General features: G+C 53.8%; 17 protein-coding genes. 6 read left to right on the top strand and 11 right to left on the bottom strand.

The genetic code is table 11. The features are described from left to right. Window positions 1-80: 80 nt before the first annotated feature. Genes J5069_RS19575 through J5069_RS19565 form a run of 3 tightly spaced genes read right to left on the bottom strand, consistent with a single transcriptional unit; the run spans window position 81 to window position 3,872 of the window. Window positions 81-1,358: an ABC transporter substrate-binding protein gene (locus J5069_RS19575; RefSeq protein ID WP_264645521.1), complete on the bottom strand. Its 1,278-nt coding sequence runs from the start codon at window positions 1,356-1,358 to the stop codon at window positions 81-83. 25 nt (window positions 1,359-1,383) lie between these two features. Continuing rightward, entirely contained in the window at window positions 1,384-2,559 is a 1,176-nt protein-coding gene (locus tag J5069_RS19570; protein ID WP_264645435.1) for an oligogalacturonate lyase family protein, read from the bottom strand. A gap of 2 nt (window positions 2,560-2,561) precedes the next feature. Continuing rightward, window positions 2,562-3,872, bottom strand: a complete 1,311-nt coding sequence (locus J5069_RS19565; protein WP_264645434.1) for a Gfo/Idh/MocA family protein — start codon at window positions 3,870-3,872, stop codon at window positions 2,562-2,564. Between the two features lie 129 nt (window positions 3,873-4,001). On the opposite strand from J5069_RS19565, the gene J5069_RS19560 reads away from it, so the two are divergent. Continuing rightward, on the top strand, window positions 4,002-5,597 hold the full coding sequence (locus J5069_RS19560; protein ID WP_264645433.1) for a hypothetical protein: 1,596 nt from the start codon (window positions 4,002-4,004) through the stop codon (window positions 5,595-5,597). A gap of 257 nt (window positions 5,598-5,854) precedes the next feature. Here J5069_RS19560 and argG read toward each other — a convergent pair whose 3' ends face one another. Continuing rightward, complete coding sequence (gene argG / locus J5069_RS19555) at window positions 5,855-7,210, bottom strand: argininosuccinate synthase (protein ID WP_264645432.1); 1,356 nt, start codon at window positions 7,208-7,210, stop codon at window positions 5,855-5,857. A 487-nt stretch (window positions 7,211-7,697) separates the two neighbouring features. Here argG and J5069_RS19550 point away from each other — a divergent pair, with 487 nt between their 5' ends. Further along, window positions 7,698-8,273, top strand: a complete 576-nt coding sequence (locus tag J5069_RS19550) for a DJ-1/PfpI family protein (protein ID WP_264645431.1) — start codon at window positions 7,698-7,700, stop codon at window positions 8,271-8,273. Between the two features lie 38 nt (window positions 8,274-8,311). On the opposite strand, the gene xylR is transcribed toward J5069_RS19550, so the two are convergent. From xylR to xylF, 4 genes are all read right to left on the bottom strand, one after another. Then, window positions 8,312-9,496 (bottom strand): D-xylose utilization transcriptional activator XylR, encoded by a 1,185-nt coding sequence (gene xylR / locus J5069_RS19545; protein ID WP_264645430.1) that lies wholly within the window; start codon window positions 9,494-9,496, stop codon window positions 8,312-8,314. Between the two features lie 130 nt (window positions 9,497-9,626). Continuing rightward, window positions 9,627-10,829 carry a xylose ABC transporter permease XylH gene (xylH, locus tag J5069_RS19540; protein ID WP_264645429.1) on the bottom strand — a complete coding sequence of 401 codons (1,203 nt, stop codon included), beginning with the start codon at window positions 10,827-10,829 and terminating at the stop codon, window positions 9,627-9,629. Beyond that, window positions 10,807-12,348, bottom strand: coding sequence for a xylose ABC transporter ATP-binding protein (locus J5069_RS19535; RefSeq protein ID WP_264645428.1), 1,542 nt, complete (start codon window positions 12,346-12,348; stop codon window positions 10,807-10,809). The genes xylH and J5069_RS19535 overlap by 23 nt, the downstream gene beginning before the upstream one ends. An 84-nt stretch (window positions 12,349-12,432) precedes the next feature. Further along, complete coding sequence (gene xylF / locus J5069_RS19530) at window positions 12,433-13,428, bottom strand: D-xylose ABC transporter substrate-binding protein (protein WP_264645520.1); 996 nt, start codon at window positions 13,426-13,428, stop codon at window positions 12,433-12,435. A 361-nt stretch (window positions 13,429-13,789) separates the two neighbouring features. On the opposite strand from xylF, the gene xylA reads away from it, so the two are divergent. Both xylA and xylB read left to right on the top strand, forming a co-directional pair. Further along, window positions 13,790-15,109, top strand: a complete 1,320-nt coding sequence (gene xylA, locus J5069_RS19525) for a xylose isomerase (protein ID WP_264645519.1) — start codon at window positions 13,790-13,792, stop codon at window positions 15,107-15,109. 104 nt (window positions 15,110-15,213) lie between these two features. After that, window positions 15,214-16,677: a xylulokinase gene (gene xylB / locus J5069_RS19520; protein WP_264645427.1), complete on the top strand. Its 1,464-nt coding sequence runs from the start codon at window positions 15,214-15,216 to the stop codon at window positions 16,675-16,677. Here the strand turns inward: xylB and J5069_RS19515 are convergent. From J5069_RS19515 to J5069_RS19505, 3 genes are all read right to left on the bottom strand, one after another. Next, window positions 16,674-17,666 (bottom strand): acyltransferase, encoded by a 993-nt coding sequence (locus J5069_RS19515; RefSeq protein WP_264645426.1) that lies wholly within the window; start codon window positions 17,664-17,666, stop codon window positions 16,674-16,676. The two genes, xylB and J5069_RS19515, sit on opposite strands and share 4 nt — an antisense overlap. Before the next feature lie 104 nt (window positions 17,667-17,770). Further along, the gene (locus J5069_RS19510) at window positions 17,771-18,223 is read right to left on the bottom strand and encodes a GNAT family N-acetyltransferase (RefSeq protein ID WP_264645425.1); all 453 of its coding nucleotides are present in this window, start codon (window positions 18,221-18,223) and stop codon (window positions 17,771-17,773) included. 114 nt (window positions 18,224-18,337) lie between these two features. Then, on the bottom strand, window positions 18,338-19,876 hold the full coding sequence (locus tag J5069_RS19505) for an aldehyde dehydrogenase family protein (protein WP_264645424.1): 1,539 nt from the start codon (window positions 19,874-19,876) through the stop codon (window positions 18,338-18,340). Window positions 19,877-20,173: 297 nt separating this feature from the next. Here J5069_RS19505 and fdhD point away from each other — a divergent pair, with 297 nt between their 5' ends. Together fdhD and sodA are read left to right on the top strand one after the other, a co-directional pair. Then, window positions 20,174-20,986 carry a formate dehydrogenase accessory sulfurtransferase FdhD gene (gene fdhD, locus J5069_RS19500; protein ID WP_413542263.1) on the top strand — a complete coding sequence of 271 codons (813 nt, stop codon included), beginning with the start codon at window positions 20,174-20,176 and terminating at the stop codon, window positions 20,984-20,986. 285 nt (window positions 20,987-21,271) lie between these two features. Next, complete coding sequence (gene sodA / locus J5069_RS19495; RefSeq protein WP_264645423.1) at window positions 21,272-21,895, top strand: superoxide dismutase [Mn]; 624 nt, start codon at window positions 21,272-21,274, stop codon at window positions 21,893-21,895. Window positions 21,896-22,287 lie beyond the last annotated feature (392 nt).

Below are 22,287 nucleotides of genomic sequence, written 5' to 3'. Positions count from 1 at the left end.
GTGTTCCGTACCTTGGCTATCCCGGTGAAACCGTGTTCCCCGGCGCATGACCGGGGCGTTCATGACGTGATCGAAGGGCGTTATTTGGTGGCACGTTTCAGGATGCGATCGGCGCTTTTCGCAAAGGAAGATGCCGCGTCTTTGACGGACAGGTTCCCCTGATCAATTTTCTGGATAGTTTCATGGTACAGCGCCACAAACTGCGGGTTATCAAAATGGGGGGACGTCGGGATGGCATGCGGCAAGGCCATAAACGATTTCAGTCCGGCCACCACGATATTGTTTTCCTTGATGGTGCCATCCTGTACCAATTGCTGGTATGCCGTGTTGCTGAGCGGCACGCCGCGCTCCAGCCCCATCTCCTTGACACCCGCCGCCTCATTCATCAGGAAATTGACCAGCAGAGCGGCCTCTTCAGGATGTTTGGTGGAGCGTCCGATACTGAGCATCATGGTCGGTTTGAAGAACAATCCCGCGTCTTTCGCTCCCGGCAGCATAAAGAAAGGGCCCAGTTCCAGTTTGTTATAAGGAGGCTGTAGGTTGGTTTCATACATGGTGGCATTGGTGTTCCACATGTAGATCCCTCCCCATTGCCCGCTAATCCACGGCTTCATCTCCCAGGTATTGGCTTTTCCGTAGGAGGCCAGCACTCGCATTGATGGGAAAACGTGGCTGTCGACCAAATCTTTATACAATTGGAAGAACTCTTCCCACTGGGCTGGCGTATAGGTGAATTTCCCCGCTTTATCGTCGATCGCGGCAATGTTGTATTTCTGCACCATATAGGAGTGAAGCAGCGTTAACGACTCCATGTAATCCAGCACCAGCGGATAACTGTTTTCATCCTTGGCTTTGAAAGCCTTACCCGCCGCTTTTAGCTCATCCCAACTGTTGGGGTAGGCGACACCCGTCTCTTGCCACAGTTTCTGGTTGTAGTAGAAGCTACGCGCGGTAGCCGCCACGGGAATACCGTTCAACTTACCGGCAACCGACACGCTCTCCAGCGACTGAGGATCGTACTGCGTTAAATCCAGCGTTTTAGCCACTTTGCGCAAATCGTAAAACCCGCTGCCATCTTTAGAAAAAATCGGCAGCCAGTTCCAGTTGGTCTGGACGACATCCGGCTCCTGACCGCCGGCGATCTGGGTGGTAAAACGGGATAAATAGCCTTCCCATCCCGAGTATTCCGCCTGAACCTTGATATTCGGGTGCTGTTGTTCAAACGCTTTTATCGCCTGGAGCGTCGCCTGGTGGCGGTTGTTTCCTCCCCACCAGGAAAATCTCAACTCGACATTTTCCGCGTACGCCATACCGGATGTGGCAAGCAGCAGGGCTGCGGCAAGCGTGACTGGTTTCATCAACATAGCTAAATCCTCTTATTTATCATTGAATAGCGCGGAGAATAGCGTCGGGAATACAGGCCAGATACAACGCAGGCTTGCCATCCTTATCCGAGGAGAACAACACCTGTTTCTCATCGGGCGTGAAAGACGGGTGAGGATGGGTAACCTGACGATCGCCATCCAGCACCGCCCACGAACTGCTGTGTTTGGCAATTTTGTGGGTTTGTTGGTGCTTCAAATCAAAGAGGTATAAGTAGGGATCGGTGGCATCGCCGTACTTGTCATTGTCAACAATATCAATGGGCTTGCCGGAGCCATCGCCAACCGCCAACTGCCCGTTGTCATTGCTCATGACATGCGAACACGGCGGCATCGCAACAATCTTTTCATCAACACCGGTGTCGGGATCAACCCGGCACAGATAGCGTACCGGGCTGTCCTTTACATAGGTGACATACATCATGGCAGAGCCATCTGGTACCCAAAATTCATGGGTATAACTTTCCCCTGGTGCCGGCAATTTGACTCGGCGAATATGGCTGCCATCTTCGTTCATCAGCCACATGCGGGTTTCTACCCGATCCAGTGGCCCTTCATGGCAAAAAGCGACGGTAGTATCATCATCAGGGCGGTAAATCGGGTGCCCTAACCACTGGTTTTCTTGTAATAGCGTGGTGCGCTCACCCGTTTGTAAATCGATGCGAATCACACGGCAGAGCGGATTTTCTTCATAAAATTGCTGGAACACCGTCCAGTCACTGACGGGCCGCCAGCTATCACGGTGGATTTCCACCCCCACCAACTTGGTGCAGGCGGAGTTAGCCACCCAGGTACCATAACCCACCCACTCATCCGCCACCTGATAGACGGTTTCCTCGGACAAATCCTGCAACGTAACCCGCATCAGCGCGCGTTCGCCCTTCACGTAATAGAGGTATTGCTCGTCAGGAGAAAGGAATCCGCCAAAGGTGTTATCGCCTGCCCCTTGCGTTAGCTGCGTCGCTTTGCCGCTAGCCAGCTCCAACAGGTAATAGTTGCGAAACCCATCGAATTCCGCGGCAAAAATCAGTGACCGACCTTCATCGAGAAAACATTTCTGATAAAAATAATTGCGGTGGCAGATAACGTTCGGGGGTGTCAATCGGGTCACCCGCGCGCCGGTATCCTCATCGATAGATTCATGGTACTCGAGCTGATAAACATCGCCTTTCGCCATTGCTATTGCTCCCTGTTTCGCCGTGACAGCAGCTTTCTGCCCACAGGCAATTCGTTGATAAATACCGGTTGATTACGTTGCATTGAGAGGTTTCCGCACACGCCGGTCAAAATGGACATGGCTCCGGCATGGCTGTCAGCCCGACGTTTAAGCGGATCGGGACCTGGGTTGCCAAACAGCTCTTCCAGGATCAGCGCATCACCGCCACCGTGCCCCCCTTGTCCGTAAGCCACCTCGATACGCTCCGGCGCGCCAAACATCGGATACCAAGTGATATCGCAGTCCATCAGGCTGCCTTCGTTCTTACGTTCTCCCCCGCCATTGACGTAAGAGTTCTCGACCAGCTTCATTTCCAGCCGCCCTTTGCTGCCATTAAAGGCGATGTTCAACCCTTCCCACGGCTGATAGGCGTTGAGGGAGTAGGTCAGCAGCGTTTTGTTGCGGTACTTCACCATCACCGCCAGGGTATCTTCGATGCTGATGCCGTCGCCGAACACGCTCTGATCGCGCAGGTAGCCATCTTCATGCTCCGCATTCAGGTAGAGATCCTTAAGCATCGCCCGCTCCTCCATGTGCAAAGCGAACGGATCGTTGCGCGCAGCCGGTTGGTTATGGCAGCGGGAATAGAACTCGCTCACGCCGCGCCGCTCGGCATTTTCCTTACCGTAGAACCGCAGATCGCCCTGGGCGAAGACGAACTCCGGCACCGAGTCGAGCCAGAAATTGACTAAATCGAAATGGTGGGTGGATTTATGGACCAGCAGCCCGCCGCTGTTGCGCTTGTCGCGGTGCCAACGGCGGAAATAATCAGCGCCGTGTTGGGTATTAAGCAGCCACTCGAAATGCACCGAGAAGACGTCACCGACCGTACCGTTGAGAATGAGTTCACGCAGCTTGCTGTGATGCGGCGCATAGCGATAGTTGAACGTTACCCGCAGATCGCGACCGGTACGTTCTACCGCGTCAACGATCGCCAGACAGCGTTCTTCATCGATGGTCATTGGCTTTTCCGTGATGACATCACAGCCCAACTCCATGGCGCGGATGATGTAGCGATCGTGCGTGCGATCCACGCTGGTGACGATCACGATGTCAGGACGGTGCTGCGCGATCATCGTCTCGAAATCCGCCGCTTTCCAGGTCGCCACCTTCGCATGACCCCACTTCTCCAGATTGCGATTGGCATAATCCATACGCGTCTGGTTCGTATCACAGAGCGCCACCAGACGCGCTGACTGCCGATAGGTGGTCGCAATCGCCTCCAGATACATCCCCGAACGGCCACCGGTGCCAACCAGTGCATAAGTCTTCATCTTCATCTCCCTTTTCCTACCCTCATTGACTACACCGGGATGAACCCACCTGCGATTGACTCCCCCTCCCCCCCGTTCTACTATCCGCATGCTGGTATCAGCGAGCAGGACGCGTGCAGGAGATTCGCCATGGGTAACCCGGTACCGCTGTTATTTCTCGAGGTAAACACCCCTGCCATCTGGCAGTGGGAGACGTTTACCGACGTCATGCGCCATCTCAAAACGTTCCAGTTCAATGGGCTGATCCTGCATCAGCAAACGCTGTTCGCGCTGTTGGCCAAACCCTCACCGCGGTGCCCACCCGCCACGGTGGAACATTTGCTGCTCGCTCGCAGTAATGCCCTGCACTATCTGCAAAACGTGGCGCGGTATTGCGAACAGAACCATATTCAACTGTGGCTTCAGGGCGAGGCGACGCCAGACTGCCACGACCTGCACCGTAAATTTCCCGAGTTCTTTCTTTCCCAAGACCCACAAAACGACGCGGCGTTTCTTAACCTGTTTTTCGGCGAAACCCTGCCGGAAATCCTGAGCCATTTACCCACCGTGCGCGGCCTGCGCCTTTCGCTCACCACACCTACCGTGCACCAGACGGAGTGGGAATCAGCGCTGCAACGCCTCTACCAGGGCCTGCGTTTACGCGGCTGTCAGTTGGTACTGCGCGACTATCAGGACAAAGCGTGGCCCCGCCAGCAGTTAAAGATGGCGTTGGATGTGTTGCCTGATGATGTACGCGCTTCCGTAAAAGCGACGGAGCTGGACTATCGTCCCGGATTTGCCAACAATCCCACCCTTACTCGCCTGAGTGGCTCCCGTAAGTGGGTGGAATTCGATCTGTGGGGCATCGAATACGGCTGGACGCTGCTCCCCTGTTGCCTGTTAGACGAACTGCAAAAACGTCTTCACTGGGCCTCCCAAACGCTCGGCGACGAACTTGAGGCGATCACTGCACGCCTCAGTTGGGAATGGCTGCCAAACAATGCGCTACTGGGCTCAGTCAACGAGCTGAATCTGTACGGTCTCTCGCGTCTGATCCGCGCACCGTCGGTTGCACCGCAAGCGCTGTTTACCGAGTGGCTGGAAACCTACTCTCTGCGTCCTCTGTCACAGCAAGAGATTGACGATCTGTTTGCCATCTATACCTCCAGCCACGACTGGATGTGTAAAACGCCCAGCTTGCTGGGGCGACTGCTGCAACGTCATAGCCGCCCCCCGCATGACTTTGAGCAGGCGCTACAACTGCTGCATATGGACACCCGCAGCGCCAATTGGTCTCAGGCTTTTCAGCCACTGATGCCAGCGGATGATGAGGCCGTCGGTGAGCAGCAAATGCAGCTCATCATCCTGGAAAAACAGAAATCTCGTTTTCTGGCGGAATACCTGCGCGCTCAGGTGGACAAAAAATTACCCGCCATGCCGCTCACTGACGCCTTTAAACACACGCTCACCGCTAGCTGGGAACGCGCCTTCTGGTATACCCGCGCTTACAGCCACATTACCCATGCTTTTGCGCTCCGCTTGTGGATCCACAAATACGGCAATAATCCCGAAAAACACGAACAACTGCGGCAAGCGTTACACACGCTGCGTCACTTCATCACCGAGCTGGAAACCTGGTTTTCTTCGGCAGGCACACAGCACCCTTACACCTTTCACCTACTGCTCGACCCACAGCGCCTGCTTCATTTAGCAGCCAGTCTGGACTGCGACATCACCGCGCCTTGACCGTGAAATGAGCATAAGCAATTCCCTACCGGTAAAACACACAGGAACCCGACGCTCAGCATCAGGGGCGTGACTTATTGGGATAAAGTGTGCAATCACTCACATAATCAACGTTTTGTGTGTGATGACAGTCACAGGTGGGTAGCGTGGAAATGTGACAGCGGTCATTTGTTGACCAGCATGTAGTAACGAAAAAGAGCAAACGAAAAAGGGCACCCGTGGGTGCCCTTTTGAAGAGGAATACAACAATCAGTGCATTACTTGCTGTTCTTGTCCTGCAACTGTTCAAGGCCTTCCATTTGCGGCAAACCGGTCGCCGCCGAGGAGGAGAGCAGCCCGGTCTCAACGTAGTTGAACAGTTTTTCACGCGTATCAATGATATCCAGATTACGCATCGTCAACTGACCAATACGGTCATCCGGCGAGAACACGGAGTCGCCTTTTTCCATCGTCAGACGTTCCGGCTTGTAGGTCAGGTTATTCGACACCGTATTCAGGATGGAGTAGTCATTGCCGCGACGCAGTTCCAGCGTCACTTCACCCGTGACGGCACTGGCCACCCAGCGTTGCAACCCATCACGCAGCATTAGCGCTTGCGGATCGAACCAACGACCCTGATACAGCAGACGGCCCAACTGGCGACCGTGCGCATGGTATTGCTCAATGGTGTCTTCGTTGTGAATACCGGTAACCAAACGTTCGTAGGCAATGTGCAGCAGCGCCATGCCGGGGGCTTCATAAATGCCACGGCTCTTCGCTTCGATAATACGGTTTTCGATCTGGTCGCTCATGCCCAAACCGTGACGACCGCCAATGCGGTTGGCTTCCAGCATCAGTTCCACATCATCAGCAAAGGTTTTGCCGTTCAGCGCCACCGGATAGCCGCGTTCAAAACGTACCGTGATTTCTTCTGCCGCAATCTTGACGTTCTCATCCCAGAACTTGACGCCCATGATCGGGTTAACGATCTTCACGCTGGAGTTCAGGAATTCCAAATCTTTCGCTTCGTGCGTTGCGCCCAGCATGTTGGAGTCGGTTGAGTAGGCTTTTTCGGCGGACATCTTGTAGTTGAAGCCGGACTGCACCATAAACTCGGACATCTCCTGACGGCCGCCCAGTTCATCGATAAAATCCGTATCCAACCACGGCTTATAGATTTTCAGTTCAGCATTGGTCAGCAGGCCATAGCGATAGAAACGCTCGATATCGTTACCTTTATAAGTGCTGCCGTCACCCCAGATATTCACGCCATCTTCTTTCATGGCCGCGACCAGCATGGTGCCCGTTACCGCACGGCCCAGCGGGGTGGTGTTAAAGTAGGTCAGGCCGCCCGTGGTGTTATGGAAAGCGCCACACTGAATAGCGGCAATGCCTTCGGCAACCAGCTGCTTGCGGCAGTCGATAAGACGGGCATTTTCTGCGCCGTACTCCATGGCGCGACGAGGGATCTCTTCATAGTCATCCTCATCCGGTTGTCCCAGGTTTGCGGTGTAAGCATAAGGAACCGCCCCTTTTTTACGCATCCACAGCAGTGCTGCACTGGTATCCAGGCCTCCGGAGAACGCAATGCCAATACGTTGACCTGCCGGAAGGTGCTTGAGAATCGTCGTCATAAAATAAATCCCTGCTCGATAGACTTATGGAGAGAAGCTTAACAGCCACACCACGATATGTTACGCCATGCATTGATGAGAAAAAATCAGATCGTTATGCGCGTGGCGGCACGCTCATGTACCGATACTGTTCGTCATCCAACAAATGCATATTTATGCAAAATAAGTGAGTTATAATTTAAACATCTTTTTGCCGCGACAGGAAGAGCCGAGTGAGGATTTCTGCAAAAAACCGTCAATCTCGCTACGCTGCCCTCGAATGTAACGGTATCTATGGATTTCTACCACAAAGAATAGGCAATGAAGAACAGCTCGGAGAGGAAACAAACCCAGCAGGCAATTATACCGCCATTTCACTACCAATCCAGCGGCTAAAATCGATTTACGCGACGGGAAACCAAATAATAAAACAATGTTTCATTTGAAGGATAAATCTTTGTTATTCTCGGCGAACTATGGTTTCCCTTGCCTATTTGCTGGAGATGTTATGTCTAAGAAAGTCGCCGTCCTGCTGGCGCCAGGCTTTGAAGAAGCAGAGGCGGTTATGGTGATAGATATCCTACACCGTATGAAGATCGGCGTGAAAATGCTGTCCTGCCAAGACATGCTGGAACTGCGCAGCTACCACAATATCCGCATGTTTGCTGATGCACTGTTGGAAAGAAGCATGGACGAACTGTTCGATGCTGTAGTGATCCCTGGCGGCTTGCAAGGCACGCTGAGTCTGGCAGCGAACCCGCTGGTCACCGAATTTATTCGCCGTCATGACGACGCCGGAAAGCTGATCTGCCCGATTTGTTCTGCGGCAGCGCGCGTGCTGGGCGGCAACAAGCTGCTAAAAGGCCGACGCTATGTCTGCTCCGGCGATCTCTGGAAAGATGTCACGGACGGCGTCTATGTCGATCAAAATGTGGTGGAAGATGGCAACCTGATCAGCGGCAAAGGGTTGGGCGTTGCCTTTGATTTCGCGGGCACCATTGCCTGCCGTTTGACCGGTGATGTTGAAGACACCAACTTCCAGATCGAGCATATCTATTACGATCACTGGCGCGTACCGGCATAAAAACTGCTAGCCCGGCATAATGGATGAGGCCGGGCACTTCACCGATTCACATCTTCACCGAAGCGATCGCGATACTCTTTCGGCGTCAAATCATACTCTTTCCTGAATACCGCATAAAAATAGGGCAGCGACGGGTAACCGCACATCACCGAAATCTCGTTGATCGACAATGAGGTCGACACCAACAGGTTGCGTGCACGCTCGAGTTTTTCCGCATGAATAACACCGTGAATGGTCTGCCCCATTTCATCTTTAAAGCGCTTTTCCAGATTGGAGCGCGACATGCCAACAGCATCCAGCACCTGTTCGACTTTGATACCCTTACAGGCATAGCAACGAATATAGTGCATGGCCTGAATCACTGCCGGATCGTGCACCGAACGGTAATCGGTGGAACTGCGTCCTACCACCCGCACGGGAGGAACCAAAATGCGCTGAAGGGGAATCGCCACCGGATTGTGTAACAACTGATGCAGCAATTTGGCGGCGCGGTAGCCCATCTGCCGTGTACCTTGCGCGACAGAAGAGAGCGCCACCCGAGACAGATAACGCGTCAGCTCTTCATTATCGATACCGATAACACACAGTTTTTCCGGCACTGCGATGTTCAAATATTCGCACACCTGCAACAAATGGCGGGCTCGAGCATCTGTAACGGCGATAATGCCGGTTTGTGGCGGTAAGGCTTGCACCCAGTCGGCCAGGCGATTTTGCGCGTATTGCCAGTTATCCGGCGCGGTTTCCATCCCCTGATACACCACGCCCTGATACTGCTCTGATGCGACCAGTTGACGAAAAGCATACTCACGCTCCTGCGCCCACCCTTTGCCACCCGAAGGCGGCAATCCATAAAAGGCAAAGCGATTAAGCCCTTTCTCTTTCAGATGCATGAACGCACATTGCACCAAGGCATGATTATCGGTCGCGATGTAATGCACAGGCGGATAGTCATCAGGATCGTGATAAGAGCCGCCAACCCCCACCAGTGGCACGCCGACATTCTGCAACGACTGAACAATTTCCCGATCGTCAAAATCGGCAATCACACCATCGCCCAACCAGTCTTTCACATTATCAATACGGCAGCGGAAATCCTCTTCAATAAAAATATCCCAACCGCATTGAGAGGCCTGCAAGTACTCGCCTACGCCCTCCACCACTTGCCGGTCGTAGACTTTATTGGCATTGAACAACAGCGTAATACGGTAGCGCTTTTCAAACATATTCACTGCTCCAGCCGTGGAGATGCCCTTCTCAATAGCACACCCCCACAGTGAGCAAAAATATTTTGCTGATTAATGCGAGCCGCAGCCGGTTTCCTGAAACCCGCTGACATCATGTCATCAGCGACGATCAGCCCTTGCGCTTGGTGGCCGTATCCATCCATACCGCCAACAGCAAAATGCCGCCTTTGACGATGTACTGCCAAAAGGTCGGAACATCCAGCATGCTCATTCCGTTATCTAACGAGGCCATGATAAACGCCCCCATGACCGCTCCGGCCACGCTGCCCACGCCACCGGCCAAACTGGTGCCGCCAATCACGCACGCGGCGATGGCATCCAGCTCGGCAATATTGCCGGCAGACGGTGAGCCAGCCCCCAGACGCGAGCTTAAAATCAACCCGGCTACCGCCACCATCAGTCCGTTGATGGCAAAGACCGCCAGCTTGCTGCGTGCGACATTGATGCCCGACAAGCGAGCCGCCTCGATATTGCCGCCAATCGCATAAATGCGACGCCCAAACGCCGTGCGCGTTGCCATAAAAATCCCGCCCAGCATCAGCAGCGTCAAAATCAGCACCGGCGTTGGCACACCACGATAGTCATTCAGCAGATAAATGGCACCCAGCACCAGCACGGCCATCACTGCCTGACGCCCGATATCACTGGCCGGACGCGTTACGCCGAGCCCCAGATTGGCCCGCTTTTGCCGCCGACGCCATTGCCAGGCAACAAATGTCAGTAGCCCTGCCACCCCAAGCGTAAACCCCACGCCCGCTGGCAGATAGCTTTGACCAATCTGCGCCATGGCGCTACTGGTTGGAGAAACGGTGGTACCGTTGGTAATGCCGATGAGAATACCGCGAAACGCCAGCATTCCCGCCAAGGTGACAATAAAAGAGGGCACTTTACGGTACGCCACCCACCAGCCGTTCCAGGCACCCAACAGCAGCCCCAGAAACAGTGTCACCACAATCGTCAGCGGCAGAGGCCATCCGAACCACACGTCAAAGATGGCGGCCAACCCTCCCAGCAACCCCATCATGGAGCCCACCGAAAGATCAATCTCGGCCGAGACGATGACAAACACCATACCGACCGCCAGAATGCCGGTGATGGCCGTCTGGCGCAGCAGGTTAGAGACATTACGCGCGCTGAGATAAGAGCCATCGGTCATCAACGTGAAAAACAGCATAATCGCGATGATGGCGGCAATCATCACAAACACCTGAAGATTCACCTGCTTGAACCAGCGCACGGCCTCACCCGCTTGTGCCGGTTGTTTGGGTGCCAGAGTATCGGCAGAGGCATTAGACGGTGGCGTTTTCAACATGTTGTTCACTCCTCAGCGCGGCTTCCATAACCTGCTCTTGTGTCAAATCGCGATTAACCAAATCCGCTTTTATGCGACCTTCATGCATCACCAGGATACGATCGCTCAGCCCCAGCACCTCGGGCAGCTCGGATGAAATGACGATAATCGCCATTCCCTCTTTGGCTAACTGATTAATAAGTTTATATATTTCATATTTGGCACCGATATCGATACCGCGCGTAGGCTCATCGAGGATCAAAATATCGGGGTTTAGCAACAGGCATTTTGCCAACACCGCTTTTTGCTGATTCCCGCCGCTCAGGCGGGCAATGGCTAAATCCTGGCTGGCCGTTTTTACTTTCAGATGGGCAATCGAATGGCGAATCACATCCTGCTCGCGCGCGTCATCCAGTGAAGAAAACAGTCCGGAAAAACGATCGAGCGCTGCCAGCGTGATGTTTTGCGCCACGCTCATCACCGGAACAATGCCATCCTTTTTGCGATCCTCCGGCACCATCGCGATACCCAGCGCCATCGCCTGCTGACAGTCATTGATCACCACCGGCTGCCCCTTCAGCACAATCTCGCCCTGCCAGGGTCCACGGTAAGCACCAAACAGGCATTGCACCGTTTCGCTCCGGCCGGAGCCAACCAGTCCCGCCACGCCCAGAATTTCACCCCGACGCAGCGCGAAGGAAACATCATTGACGCGACGAATATGGCGATTAACCGGATGCCAGGCCGTCAGGTGCTCGACGCGCAGGATCTCCTCACCAATGTCATGGGCCTCAGAAGGGTAAAGTTCGGTTAGCTCACGCCCCACCATCATGGCGATGATCTGATCTTCGCTAAGCGAGCTGGCAGGGTGGGTGCCAATGTGCTTGCCATCGCGAATCACGCAGATGATGTCCGAAATGGCTTTGACTTCATTCAGCTTGTGGGAAATGTAGATACAGGCGATACCGTGATTGCGCAAATCACGAATGATATCCAGCAAAATCGCGGTTTCGCGCTCAGTCAGTGAGGCGGTGGGTTCATCCAACACCAGCAACCGCACCTGTTTGTTGAGCGCCTTGGCAATCTCCACCAGTTGTTGCTGGCCCAGGCCAAGTTCACCGACTCGGGTATGAGGATCGACTTCAAGTTTGACGCGCGCCAGCATGGTTTGGCAGCGTAAATACATCGCGTCACTGTCCAATACGCCGCGTGTCGTCCACTCATTGCCCAGGAAGACGTTCTCCAACACGCTCATCTCTTTGACCAGCGCCAGTTCCTGATGAATGATGGCGATACCCTTCTGCTCGGTCTCACGAATATGGTTGGCATGCAGCGGATCGCCAGCGAAGACGATATCTCCGTCATAGCTGCCGAAGGGATAAATGGCACACAGCACTTTCATCAGCGTCGATTTGCCCGAACCATTCTCGCCGCACAGCGATAATACTTGTCCGGCTTCGAGCGCCAGGCTGACGTTATCCACCGCCTTTACGCTGCCAAATACCTTGGTGATGTTTTTCATTTCCAACAAGAACGGCATTCTCGCCTCCATCGTTCACTCGCCGCACACCCGATAACGCAGCCAACCCAAGCCCCGGCGTCAGAAGACGCCGGGGCCAGTGACTCACTTCAGATCTGCGGCTTTATGGAACCCATCGGCAATCACGGTGGTTTCAATGTTGGATTTATCGACCGGCACCGGTTCTAACAAATACGACGGCACCGCTTTCAGTCCATTCTCCAGAGAAGCGTTGGATTTGGGGGCTTTACCTGCCCCTAATGCGACGGCAATATCAGCGGCTTCCGTCGCCAGTTTGGTGATCGGCTTGTACACTGTCATGGTTTGCGTGCCAGCAATAATGCGTTTTATCGCTGCCAAATCCGCATCCTGCCCGGAAATCGCCACCTTGCCCGCCAAACCTTGTGCGGCCAGTGCCTGAATCGCACCGCCCGCCGTGGCATCATTGGAGGCGACGACAGCCTGAATATTGTTATTGTTCGCCGTTAGCGCATTTTCCATAATTTTCAAGGCATTTTCTGGCAACCAGGCATCGACCCATTGATCGCCAACGACTTTTATTTTTCCGGCGTCAATCAAGGGTTTTAATATGTTCATTTGCCCTTTACGGAACAATTTTGCATTATTGTCCACCGGCGAACCGCCCATCAGGAAATAATTTCCTTGTGGCACTTTGTCAATCAGGTATTTTGCCTGTAACTCCCCTACTTTTTCATTATCAAACGAGATATAAAAATCCACATCCGCGTTGTTGATCATGCGGTCATAGGCTAACACCTTGATACCTTCGCGTTTTGCTTCTGCAATCACATTGCTAAGTACCTGACCGTTATATGGAATAATAACCAGGACATCAACACCACGATTTATCATGTTTTCTATTTGAGAAATCTGGGTTTCCTCATTGCCGTTCGAGGACTGAACGAACACCGTTGCCCCTTGCGCTTGCGCCTTGGCAACAAAGAGATCGCGATCTTTCTGCCAGCGTTCCAAACGCAAGTCATCGATTGCCATACCAATTTTTACCTCTTTGGCAAATCCGGCATGGCTTATTAACGCAAGTGCGGCACAGGCTGACAGTAAAAAGTGTTTAACTTTCATCATGAGTACCTTTCTTTTTTAACGTTTAACGTGCAGGAAAGAAACGCTACCAAGCAGAAAAAGTGTTGCTGGTAACTGGCGCAGCTTCAATTACAGATTTTCACCAAGCAATTATGTTTTTTGGTTTAATCGTAATTTTATGAAGCCGGTCATATTTTATTGTTATCGTCCTCAACCTTTCCTCATTATTCATGAATGCGCATTCAGAATATTTTTCTCCGTTATTTTTGCGATCGACTGCACACTTAATAATTATCTGAACGCAAGAGTGAAATAACATAATTGAGCAAACGGCTATCCCCTCCGAAGATGAATAAAAATGACCGCTTATCCGCTGAATGACTTTCTTGAGGAGTTCTCCATGCCAACCTATTTTGAACAAATTGAACGTGTTCGTTATGAAGGCCGCGGCACGACAAATCCCTTCGCTTTCCGCCATTACAACCCCGATCAGGAAATTTTGGGGAAACGGATGTCAGAGCATCTGCGTTTCGCCGTCGCCTACTGGCACACCTTCTGCTGGAACGGTGCCGATATGTTTGGCGTCGGCTCGTTTGAGCGCCCCTGGCAAGCGTCAGGGGATCCCCTGGGATTGGCAAAGCAAAAAGCGGATATTGCGTTTGAGTTCTTCCAAAAACTCAACGTGCCTTACTACTGCTTCCACGATGTGGATATCGCACCAGAAGGCAGCTCATTGAATGACTATCTCTATAATTTCCAAACTATTGTCGACAAATTTGCCGAAAAGCAGCAGCAAACGGGAGTAAAACTGCTCTGGGGAACCGCCAACTGCTTTACACACCCTCGCTATGCTGCCGGTGCCGCCACCAACCCGGACCCTGAAATTTTTGCCTGGGCCGCTACCCAGGTCTTTTCTGCCATGAATGCCACTCAGAAGCTCGGGGGAGAAAACTACGTGCTATGGGGCGGGCGCGAAGGGTATGAAACCTTGCTCAATACCGATTTGCGTCAGGAACGGGAACAGATCGGCCGCTTTATGCAGATGGTGGTCGAGCATAAGCATAAAATCGGTTTTCAGGGCACGCTGCTTATCGAACCGAAACCGCAGGAACCCACCAAGCATCAGTACGATTACGATGTGGCAACCGTGTATGGTTTCCTGAAACAGTTCGGTTTAGAGAAAGAGATCAAGGTTAATATTGAAGCAAATCACGCGACGCTGGCAGGGCACACGTTCCACCATGAAATCGCCACCGCCATCGCGCTGGGGATTTTTGGTTCGGTCGATGCCAACCGTGGCGACCCGCAGCTGGGTTGGGATACCGATCAGTTCCCGAACAGCGTGGAAGAGAATGCCTTGATCATGTATGAGATCCTCAAAGCGGGTGGTTTTACCACCGGTGGACTGAATTTTGACGCCAAAGTGCGTCGCCAAAGCACGGACCGCTACGATCTGTTCCACGCCCATATCGGTGCCATGGATACGCTGGCCTTGTCGCTAAAAGTCGCCGCCCGGATGCTGGAAGATGACAAACTGAACCAATGGGTTGCCAAACGCTATGCGGGCTGGAACGGCGAACTCGGACAGCAAATCCTGCAAGGTAAACTGTCCCTTGAACAACTGGCGAAACACGTTCACGCAAAACAGCTCGCCCCGAAACACCAAAGCGGGCATCAGGAGATGTTGGAGAATTTGATCAACGACTACCTCTATCAGTAACGGCCACAAGGCGCCTGTTCCCACGGGTATTGCGCGGGTTCGTGGGAACAGTGCGGTGGGAATTACAGCAGTATAGGCAGATATCTCAACAAGGAACTCACATTATGTATATGGGTATCGATCTCGGCACATCGGGCGTAAAGACCCTCCTGCTGAATGAGGAGGGCAGCGTCATTGCCGCGCAAAGCGCACCGTTAACGGTATCCCGCCCACATCTGCTGTGGTCTGAGCAATCTCCCGAAGCGTGGTGGGAGGCAACCGATGCCACGGTGCAGGCACTGGCAACACAGCACGATTTACATGCCGTTAAGGCTATCGGCCTGACAGGGCAAATGCATGGCGCTACCCTGCTGGATAAACAGCATCGGGTGTTGCGCCCCGCGATGCTGTGGAACGATGGACGCAGTGCCGCCCAGTGCAACACGTTGGAACAACAGGTGCCGGACTCGCGTCAGATTACCGGCAATCTGATGATGCCGGGCTTTACTGCCCCCAAACTGAAATGGGTTCAGGAACACGAGCCCGCGTGTTTTCGACAAATTGACAAGGTTCTGTTACCCAAAGACTACCTGCGCTGGCGTATGACGGGTGAATTTGCCAGCGACATGTCGGATGCCGCCGGTACCCTGTGGCTGGATGTCGGTAAACGGGACTGGAGTGATGCGTTGCTCGCCGCCTGTTCGCTCGATCGCACGGCAATGCCTGGCTTGTTTGAAGGCAATCAGATAACCGGCTACCTTTCTGACGCACTGGCACAGCGTTGGAACATGAATAGCGTCCCGGTGGTTGCCGGTGGCGGCGATAATGCAGCAGGCGCCGTCGGGGTAGGCCTGTGGCAAGCAGGGCAAGCCATGCTGTCACTGGGAACATCCGGCGTCTATTTTGCCGTCAGCGATGGTTTTCTCAGCAACCCGCAGCACGCGGTGCACAGTTTCTGTCATGCCTTGCCGGGCACCTGGCATTTGATGTCGGTGATGTTGAGCGCGGCATCGTGTCTGGATTGGGCCGCCCGGCTGACCCATGCCGAAAGCGTGCCGCAATTACTGGAAGAAGCGGCGCAGGCCGCCGTCAACGTACCGCCCGTCTGGTTCCTCCCCTACCTTTCAGGCGAGCGCACCCCGCACAATAACCCGCAGGCAAAAGGCGCATTTTGGGGGTTAACCCACCAGCATGGCCGGGCAGAGCTGGCGCGCGCCGTGCTGGAAGGCGTTGGGTTCGCGCTTGCCGATGGCATGGACGTGCTGCATATGACCGGACTGCGCCCCACCAGCATCACTTTGATTGGCGGTGGCGCACGCAGCGCGTACTGGCGTCAAATGCTGGCAGATATCAGCGGACAAACGCTGGAATACCGCACCGGCGGCGATGTCGGACCCGCATTGGGGGCGGCACGGCTGGCACAAAGCGCGGTGAATCCCGCTATCTCGCTGGCCGACCTGTTGCCACCGCTGCCCCTGGAACAGGTTCACCAGCCTGATGCCACGCAGCACGCCCGCTATGCGCAGCAACGAGAAACGTTTCGTATGCTCTACCAGCAGTTGCGCCCGTTGATGAGCGATACGAATTAACTGACCCAACGCCGGATGTCGCAACGCTGCACCAGCAGGGAGAGCAACATGCTGCACACCACCGCGCAGAGAAAAACGTAAAAGATATCCAGTATCGGCCAACCGTTCAGGGCCAGATCGCGGGTGCGAATAAAATGAATAATCAGGGCATGAAAGCCGTAAATAGCCAGAGAATGACGGGAGATAAACGAAAATCCGGGCAACGGCGCGCTCAGTACTGATGTTTTGAACAAGATCATCAGACATACCGCCGCAATAAACACCAACGGGTTGGCGTAGAGGTAAAAAGTTTGGGTAAAGTTGTCGTTGGCTAACGTCTGCTGCGAGGTGCCCATCGCAATCAGCAGCACGGAGACGACAAACAACGGTGCCGCTGCCAGGGTGACCCAACGCGCAGGCGTCAACGTCCCCAGTGCACGCCCCACCACCGCATACAGCAGGTAGTAAAACGTGTCGCCCACAATATACAGATTGACCGGTAACAACGGGGTATGCCCTATGGTCAGTTCAGGCGTATTGGGGTTGGCAACAACGGCCAGCATCAGCACCACTACGGCAAGATAACGCCCAGATACCGGGGGAACCCGTATCAGCGGCGATAGCAGATAGATAACCAGAATGGCATAGAAAAACCACAGGTGATAAAAAACCGGCTTTTGCCAGAACAACCGCAGCGCGTTGCCGGCATGAATCGGTGTCAGCAGCGCCATATACGCCAAGGCCACCGCGCTGTAAAACAGCAGACAGAAGCCAATACGCAGCAGGTGCTTTTTTTCTGCCCGGCGTTCGCCAAAAAACAGGTAGCCGGAAATCATAAAGAACAGCGGAACACCCACCCGGCAGGCAGAATTTAGCAGGTTTGCCACATCCCAATGGCGCTCGCCCGGCATGCCTGCCGCCGTAATGTAATAGGTGGTGCTGTGGATCAACACCACCATCAGGCAGGCGACGGCGCGTAGGTTATCCACCCAGCCTAACTTGTCCGACATGAGGCTCCCCTTTTGTTTTGAACAACCTAAGGGTAGCCCCCATCCGGGTATGCCTCAATGGCAGGGTTTCTGGAAATGCGGTTATGCCAGATGCCGCACTCATATCACAACGCTAATGAGTAAACGCGCGATGATTCACCCCACGGGTGATAGCCCTCCCCGGCATAGACGAATCCCGCTTGCTCATAGAATCCCACCAGATCGGTAGACAGATGCAGGTGGGCGAAACCGTGTCTTTTCGCTTCATCGGCGACATGACGAATCAATTGGCGAGCGAGACCACGAGAACGACAGTCAGGTTCTACATAAAGCGCACACAGCCACGGGTAAAGCTCCATTCGACTGATGAAATCATTGGTAATCAGCCCGGCACAGCCAATAATCCGCTCGTCTTCAACCAGCAGATACCATTGCGGCAGCGGATTCTGCGCCGTCAGCGAGCGTTCAATCGCATCCTGATACAACATCATCGTCTCTTCGGATGCCCACTGTTTCTGAAAATAGGCCGTAGCGTCTGCCGCCCAGCGCGGTGTTTCCCGCACAGAAATTATCTTCACACAACGTTCCTTCGTAATAGAACAAAATACAACGCCCGTCGTAGACGGGCGTTTATCCAAGGTAATAGCGGCGATCCGCTTACACGCAACCGCCAGGTTGATAACAACAAACTATCAGAACAACCCAAGCGGTTTGTCGGAGTAACTCACCAACAAGCACTTGGTTTGCTGGTAGTGCTCCAGCATCATCTTATGATTTTCACGGCCAATACCTGACTGTTTATAACCGCCAAAGGCCGCATGTGCCGGATAAGCATGGTAGCAGTTAGTCCATACGCGTCCCGCCTGAATACCGCGGCCCATACGATAGGCGATGTTGCTGTTACGGCTCCACACCCCGGCACCCAATCCATAGTTTGTATCGTTGGCGATCTCCAGCGCATCATCCATGGTTTTGAAGGTGGTGACGGCGAGCACCGGGCCAAAAATTTCCTCCTGGAACACGCGCATGCTGTTCTTACCGAACAACACGGTCGGCTCCAGATAGTAGCCCTGCGTCAATGCGTCCGGCAACGCTTTGCGCCGCCCACCGGTCAGGATCCGTGCGCCTTCCTGCTTACCCACCTCAATGTAATCAAGGATGGTTTTCAACTGGCCTTCCGATACCTGCGCACCCATCATGGTCTGGCTGTCCAATGGGTTACCAATGCGGATGGCTTCAACCCGTTTTATTGCCCGCTCCATAAAGCGGTCGTAGATGGATTCCTGAATCAGTGCCCGGCTTGGGCAGGTACAGACCTCCCCCTGGTTAAAGGCAAACAGCGTGAAGCCTTCCAACACTTTGTCGAAATAGCTGTCTTCTTTTTCCATCACATCAGCAAAAAAGATATTGGGGGATTTCCCACCCAATTCCAGCGTCACGGGCACCACATTGCGCGCCGCATAGCTCATGATTTGCTGCCCGACTTCGGTGGAGCCAGTAAACGCCACTTTCGCGATGCGCGGCGACGTCGCCAGATATTCACCAATCTCACTGCCAGAGCCGTTCACCACATTAACCACGCCCGGCGGCAATAAATCCTGAATCAGTTCCATCAGCATCAGAACCGAGAGCGGCGTCAATTTAGCCGGTTTAAGCACGATGCAGTTACCTGCCGCCAGCGCCGGAGCCATTTTCCAGCAGGCCATCAGCAGGGGGAAATTCCATGGAATAATCTGTCCCACCACGCCCAGCGGTTCGTGAAAATGGTAAGCGACCGTATCCTTGTCGATTTCACTGATCGCCCCTTCCTGCGCACGGGCACAGGCGGCAAAGTAGCGGAAATGGTCGATCGCCAGCGGCACGTCAGCGCCTAAGGTTTCACGAATCGGTTTCCCATTATCCCAGGTTTCCGCATACGCCAGCAGTTCCAGGTTCTCCTCCATGCGATCCGCAATGCGGTTGAGCAGCAAGGCGCGATCCTGCACCGACATCGCGCCCCACTCTGCCTTGGCGTTGTGGGCGGCATCCAGCGCATGATCGACATCACGCATACCGGAACTGGCGACTTCACACAGGGGTTGTCCAGTGACAGGCGTCAGGTTAACGAAATAGTCGCCACTGACCGGAGGCACCCAGGTGCCGCCAATAAAGTTGTCATAGCGTTTTTTCAGATTGAGAGGGTGAGCATAGGTGCCGGGCGCAACCCGGTCTTCAGCGGTGTGATGTGCCATTGCGGTCTCCTGTTCTTAGCCGTAGGGTTACGCGGCCAGGCCGCGATGAAAACAGAGCCAATATGCAAAAAATTGCTAACATCCAGGACGGTCTACCAAGCGTATACACAAATCGGCTTTCCTGCCGCGCTGTTTAGCGACTCTTCGAGGAAACGCACACTTTGCGGTGCCTATCCCCCCTTTTTGTGTCCTGCACCACAGGCAAAACAGCGCGTGCCACGATAAAACTCGCATCACACCCGGTGCGGTGAAATAATGGCTTTCTACTCCAGAATGAATACCTTATGGGGATAACACGTGGAACAAGCGATCCCGGCGCTCAAAGGCGCATGCCAGCGAACGGTACGCCATCAAGGCAGCCTGTCTCAGGCCAAAACTGACTGGCTGGCGGAAGAAGTGCCCGTCGCGTTGGTGTACAACGGCATTTCCCATGTGGTGATGATGGCCACGCCCAACGATCTGGAAGCCTTTGCGTTAGGTTTTTCCCTGTCGGAAGGCATTATCACGTCACCGCAAGAGATTTACGGCATGGACGTGCAGCCGGTCTGCAACGGTATTGAAGTCCAGATAGAGCTCTCCAGCCGCCGTTTTGCCGGGCTAAAAGAGCGCCGCCGCGCCATGAACGGCCGCACCGGCTGCGGCGTGTGCGGTGTCGAACAGTTGGAAGAGATCGGCAAACCGGTCACACCGCTGCCCTTCACGCAAACCTTCTCGCTCAATCACCTGGGTGATGCTCTAAAACAACTGACAGAGGTGCAGCACATCGGCCAGTTGACCGGCTCTACCCATGCGGCAGCCTGGCTTTCCAGCGAAGGGACTATTTTGGGTGGTTGCGAAGATGTTGGCCGCCACGTGGCGCTCGATAAACTGTTAGGCGTGCGCGCAACAAGCCCCTGGCAATCGGGGGCGGTGTTGGTTTCCAGCCGTGCCAGCTATGAGATGGTGCAAAAAGCCGCGATGTGCGGCGTCGAGATTCTGTTTGCCGTCTCGGCGGCCACGTCGCTCGCCATTGATGTCGCTGAGCGTTGCAACCTGACGCTGGCGGGATTTTGCCGCCCAGGTCGGGCAACCATTTATACCCATCCGCAGCGCCTGCACGACAGCACATGAGGCCTGTACGGATAGATTAATCTGTTTTTAGCTTAGGCAACAATGATATAACCGTTTGTTTTCCGGGGGTAAACGTGCGAACTCCGTGTGATGGCGACGCGAATAATCGTTTTCAAGATCATTTAATTAACTATAATGAACCTCATGATTACGCGACGCTAACAAACGGTTGTTTGTTAACCACTACCGCTTGAGGCGTGCCGTACCTGACTATCACGCGCGCGCCACAACCCAGACCAAGCACGCTCGCGATTATTTAGTAGTACAACTATGGAGATGATAAATATGAGTTATTCACTGCCATCCCTGCCTTACGCTTATGACGCGCTGGAACCGCATTTCGACAAACAAACGATGGAAATCCATCACTCCAAACACCACCAGGCTTACGTCAATAACGCTAACGCAGCGCTGGAAAGTCTGCCGGAATTCGCTAGCCTCTCCGCAGAAGAGCTGATCGCCAAACTGGATAAAGTACCCGCCGAGAAAAAAGCGGTACTGCGCAACAACGCCGGCGGCCACGCTAACCACAGCCTGTTCTGGAAAGGCCTGAAACTCGGCACCACGCTGGGTGGCTCCCTGAAAGCGGCTATCGAACGCGATTTCGGCAGCGTTGATACTTTCAAAGAAAAATTTGAGCAAGCGGCTGCAACCCGTTTCGGTTCAGGCTGGGCCTGGCTGGTATTGAAAGAAGACGGTAAACTGGCCGTGGTTTCTACCGCTAACCAGGATAGCCCGCTGATGGGTGAAGCCATTTCCGGCGCTTCCGGTCACCCGATCGTCGCGCTTGACGTGTGGGAACACGCTTACTACCTGAAATATCAAAACCGTCGCCCGGATTACATCAAAGCGTTCTGGAACGTGGTGAACTGGGATGAAGCGGCTGCGCGTTTTGCTGCGGCTAAATAATTTGTCCTGACGACATAAAAAGTGCATAAAACCGAAATAAGATTTTGTTATTTCGGTTTTTTTTGCTTTTTACCCGCTGACTCGATTCATCTTTCTTACATTTAAACAATTAAAAAATTTTTTAAAGGCGCGTTTTTCATTTATGCTGCCGGGGTTAACTCGTCGAAATCATGCTGTATTTTGTGCTGCCTCCTTTGCTGCACACGCTGCCTTGTACCCCGATGATGGCGATTAACACCGCATCAGACGGCAGTCCCTGCTGTCTGAAGTAGGCAGTCTATCCCATCCGGAATTTTACCATGGGAAGGTGAAACGGTTTGTACGGTGCAATACGGTACATAGCCACACGCTGACACGGAGCTTGTCTTTCTTTCCTGACGTGCCTTCAGCCT

This window comes from Candidatus Symbiopectobacterium sp. NZEC127 (assembly GCF_025962675.1).
Classification (GTDB): domain Bacteria; phylum Pseudomonadota; class Gammaproteobacteria; order Enterobacterales; family Enterobacteriaceae; genus Symbiopectobacterium.
This window is presented reverse-complemented; position numbering and strand designations above follow the sequence as displayed.

What these genes read in the sequence shown, in the direction of transcription:
- J5069_RS19565 (WP_264645434.1), bottom strand. Translation starts at nt 3,872, where the DNA reads ATGAAGACTTATGCACTGGTTGGCACCGGTGGCCGTTCGGGGATGTAT.
- J5069_RS19535 (WP_264645428.1), bottom strand. Translation starts at nt 12,348, where the DNA reads ATGCCGTTCTTGTTGGAAATGAAAAACATCACCAAGGTATTTGGCAGC.
- J5069_RS19575 (WP_264645521.1), bottom strand. Translation starts at nt 1,358, where the DNA reads ATGAAACCAGTCACGCTTGCCGCAGCCCTGCTGCTTGCCACATCCGGT.
- xylH (WP_264645429.1), bottom strand. Translation starts at nt 10,829, where the DNA reads ATGTTGAAAACGCCACCGTCTAATGCCTCTGCCGATACTCTGGCACCC.
- J5069_RS19515 (WP_264645426.1), bottom strand. Translation starts at nt 17,666, where the DNA reads ATGTCGGACAAGTTAGGCTGGGTGGATAACCTACGCGCCGTCGCCTGC.
- xylF (WP_264645520.1), bottom strand. Translation starts at nt 13,428, where the DNA reads ATGAAAGTTAAACACTTTTTACTGTCAGCCTGTGCCGCACTTGCGTTA.
- J5069_RS19550 (WP_264645431.1), top strand. Translation starts at nt 7,698, where the DNA reads ATGTCTAAGAAAGTCGCCGTCCTGCTGGCGCCAGGCTTTGAAGAAGCA.
- J5069_RS19505 (WP_264645424.1), bottom strand. Translation starts at nt 19,876, where the DNA reads ATGGCACATCACACCGCTGAAGACCGGGTTGCGCCCGGCACCTATGCT.
- xylR (WP_264645430.1), bottom strand. Translation starts at nt 9,496, where the DNA reads ATGTTTGAAAAGCGCTACCGTATTACGCTGTTGTTCAATGCCAATAAA.
- argG (WP_264645432.1), bottom strand. Translation starts at nt 7,210, where the DNA reads ATGACGACGATTCTCAAGCACCTTCCGGCAGGTCAACGTATTGGCATT.
- J5069_RS19570 (WP_264645435.1), bottom strand. Translation starts at nt 2,559, where the DNA reads ATGGCGAAAGGCGATGTTTATCAGCTCGAGTACCATGAATCTATCGAT.
- xylA (WP_264645519.1), top strand. Translation starts at nt 13,790, where the DNA reads ATGCCAACCTATTTTGAACAAATTGAACGTGTTCGTTATGAAGGCCGC.
- xylB (WP_264645427.1), top strand. Translation starts at nt 15,214, where the DNA reads ATGTATATGGGTATCGATCTCGGCACATCGGGCGTAAAGACCCTCCTG.
- sodA (WP_264645423.1), top strand. Translation starts at nt 21,272, where the DNA reads ATGAGTTATTCACTGCCATCCCTGCCTTACGCTTATGACGCGCTGGAA.
- J5069_RS19560 (WP_264645433.1), top strand. Translation starts at nt 4,002, where the DNA reads ATGGGTAACCCGGTACCGCTGTTATTTCTCGAGGTAAACACCCCTGCC.